Origin of the sequence: Isoptericola croceus (assembly GCF_029382255.1) — a bacterium.
GTDB classification, from domain to species: Bacteria; Actinomycetota; Actinomycetes; order Actinomycetales; family Cellulomonadaceae; genus Isoptericola; species Isoptericola croceus.
Window position 1 is genome coordinate 1 of record NZ_JARLLG010000459.1, and the last position, 258, is coordinate 258.

General features: G+C 62.8%; 1 protein-coding gene. It reads left to right on the forward strand.

Features of this window, described 5'->3' with window-relative positions; all coding sequences use genetic code 11:
• Positions 1–258, forward strand: a 258-nt coding sequence (locus PZC42_RS21855) for a transferrin receptor-like dimerization domain-containing protein (RefSeq protein WP_277214303.1), incomplete at both ends; no start/stop codon positions are given.

Sequence of the window (258 nt, forward strand, 5' to 3'; positions counted from 1 at the left end):
GCACCGCTTCTCAACTCGCTGGAAGCCCTGAAGGAGAGCGTCGACGGCTTCCTGAGTGCTCGCGGCACGCTCCAGGGGGGGAATTCACTCGACGAATCGAAGCGGGGAGAGCTGAATCGGATACTCTATCGAGCGGAGCAGGCCTTGCTTCACGAAGCCGGCCTGCCGCGTCGCCCGTGGTTCCGACATCAGATCTACGCCCCGGGATACTACACCGGATACGGCGTGAAAACGCTGCCCGGGGTCAGAGAGAGCATC